The organism is Streptomyces malaysiensis subsp. samsunensis (genome assembly GCF_024519315.1).
Classification (GTDB): Bacteria; Actinomycetota; Actinomycetes; order Streptomycetales; family Streptomycetaceae; genus Streptomyces; species Streptomyces malaysiensis.
In genome coordinates, this window is record NZ_JANIIC010000182.1 from 1 (window position 1) to 2462 (window position 2462).

General features: G+C 66.2%; 2 protein-coding genes. One reads left to right on the top strand and one right to left on the bottom strand.

The features are described 5' to 3' along the window. On the top strand, positions 1-1539 hold a 1539-nt coding region (gene ltrA, locus NQU54_RS48295), incomplete at its 5' end, for a group II intron reverse transcriptase/maturase (RefSeq protein WP_306279879.1). Between the two features lie 71 nt (positions 1540-1610). On the opposite strand, the gene NQU54_RS48300 is transcribed toward ltrA, so the two are convergent. Then, on the bottom strand, positions 1611-2150 hold the full coding sequence (locus NQU54_RS48300) for a hypothetical protein (RefSeq protein ID WP_257636614.1): 540 nt from the start codon (positions 2148-2150) through the stop codon (positions 1611-1613). Between the last annotated feature and the right edge of the window lie 312 nt (positions 2151-2462).

Below are 2462 nucleotides of genomic sequence, written 5' to 3' on the forward strand. Positions count from 1 at the left end.
GATCAGGTCGTACTCACCGCCTCGGGTAAGTCGGAACTGGTGCGCTTCATCCAGCAGCGCGGCAGTAACTGGCAGGCTCGCGCGGTCCGGCGGGTGTTCATCCCAAAGGCGGGAGGACGCAAGCGGCGCCCGCTCGGCATCCCCGTCATCGTCGACCGGGCTCATCAAGCCCGTGTCTCGGCGGCGCTGGAACCTGAGTGGGAGGCCCGGTTCGAGGCGAGGTCGTACGGCTTTCGCCCGGGCAGGGGCTGCCATGATGCGATCGGGGTCATCTTCAATACGCTCAGCGGCAAGAACCCGCAGCGCGTGTGGATCCTGGACGCGGACCTGGCGGCGGCATTCGACCGCATCGATCACGACCAGCTTCTGGCCGGGCTCGGCACTTTCCCCGCTCGGGGACTGGTCCGGCAATGGCTGAAGGCCGGGGTCGTGGAACGCGGGAGATTCACACCGACCGAGGAGGGGACTCCCCAGGGCGGCGTGATCAGCCCCGTGCTGCTGAATATCGCTCTGCATGGGATGGAGATGGCTGCGGGCGTGCGGTATCACCCTTCGGGCCGACGGGCCGGAGAAATCATGCCGAACGCTCCTGTGCTGGTCAGATACGCTGACGACCTCGTGGCGATGTGCCACAGCCGCGCTGCGGCTGAGCAGGTCAAGGCACGGCTTGCCGAGTGGCTCGCGCCCCGGGGGCTGGTCTTCAACGAGGACAAGACGCAAGTCGTCCACGCGGAAACCGGCTTCGACTTCCTCGGGTTCAACGTGCGCCGCTACCGCAGCGGCAAGCTACTGATCAAGCCCAGCAAAGCGGCCGTCAAGCGGATCCGGGGCAGACTGCGGGAGGAAATCCGGGCCCTTCGTGGCGCGGAGCCTGCGGCAGTACTGCGGACGCTCAATCCGATCGTTCGCGGATGGGCGGCCTACTACCGGACGGTGGTGTCCAAAGAGGTCTTCGCCTCGCTGGACGCCTACCTATGGCAGCTCACCTACCGGTGGGCGCTGCCCAGGCATCCGAAGAAGCCGAGGCGCTGGATCATGAGGCGGTACTTCGGCCGCTTCAATCCTGCACGTCAGGACAATTGGGTGTTCGGTGACCGCGACAGCGGCGCCTACCTGGTCCGGTTCGCCTGGACGAAAATCATCCGGCATCAGCTGGTCAGGGGCGGGGCGTCCCCGGATGACCCTGCTCTGGCCGACTACTGGGCCGACCGCCGTCGCAAGGGCGCCCCGCTGCCGCTGGACCGGGCCACCATGCGTTCTACTGAAGACGCAGGCGGGCCGCTGCCATCGGTGCGGGCAACTGCTCCTGCACGCAGACCGGTCCCCGCAGTCCCCAAGGGAGTGGGAGCAGTGGCTCCGCACCACACGGAAAGCGATCAAGACCCAAAACATCGCTTACCAGGGGACGAAGACGCCGGATGGGGTTCAACTCCGCCTCACCCACGCCTCATGCCGTCAACGCCTATACGTGGACGGCCGCGAGGAAACCCTGCACACCGAAGAGCCTTTGGGGCTTGCTTGAGCCGTATGCGCGGATGACGTGCACGTATGGTTCTGAGGGGGCCGGAGTCCAGCAATGGACTCCGGCTACCCGACAAGCGTATCGGGTCCTACCCGCATGTCCGCGTCGAGGGCGGCGGTCGCGGAGTCGTCTCGCAGGCCGGTGCGGTGCTCTTGGTCGAGACGGTCCGCGATTCCATCAGGGCGCTGTCGTAGGCGTCGACCGAGCCGATGGAGGCGGCGATGCCCGCGGCGTCCAGATGCTCGGCGAGCCTGAACGATATGTACCGCGCCCCGGCGTCCGATTGATGGACCAACTCGGCTGGCTGGGTGGGTTGTTGGTCGCGGTCGCGTTGCCAGATGGCCATCTCCAAAGTGTCCAGGACGAAGACGGTCTCCTCCACGGTGGCCGCCTCCTTCTTCAGCACCTTGAGCTGGACAGACTCCGCCGTCGTCGTCCCCGGTCGCTGACCCGCGTCGATCTCCTGCTGCTTCCCCCAGTTCCGCAGCGTCTCGCGGAAGCCGATGCCAAGCTTCTCCGCCACCGCCTGCAGGGCGGCCGTCTCGTTCGGGTAGTCGTCGCGCACCTCGGCGACCATGCGCACCGCACGACGGCGGAGCTCAAGCGGGTAACGGGAAGGCCGTGCCATGACTCGATCCGTTCATGAAATCGAGTCTCCATCCGACCCGGGGCGGTTCAGAGTGACGGTCCGGCGGTTTTGGGACGCCCCGCCTGGGACGTCCCCAAACCGCCTAGAAGATCACTGAAAGTGTTGGGGGTTCTGGCCCCGGCCCGGCAGGGTCGGGGCCAGTCTTGTAGGTATGCAGGGGGAATGGGCCGGGGTGAAGTTTCCCCGTGATCCTGGACACTCTTCTTCTACGCTGCGAGTGCTTGGTCGTTCCGGAGCCGCTGGTGTGTCTCGCGGGGCGTGATGTACCCGAAGACAGGGTGTTTCCGTAGG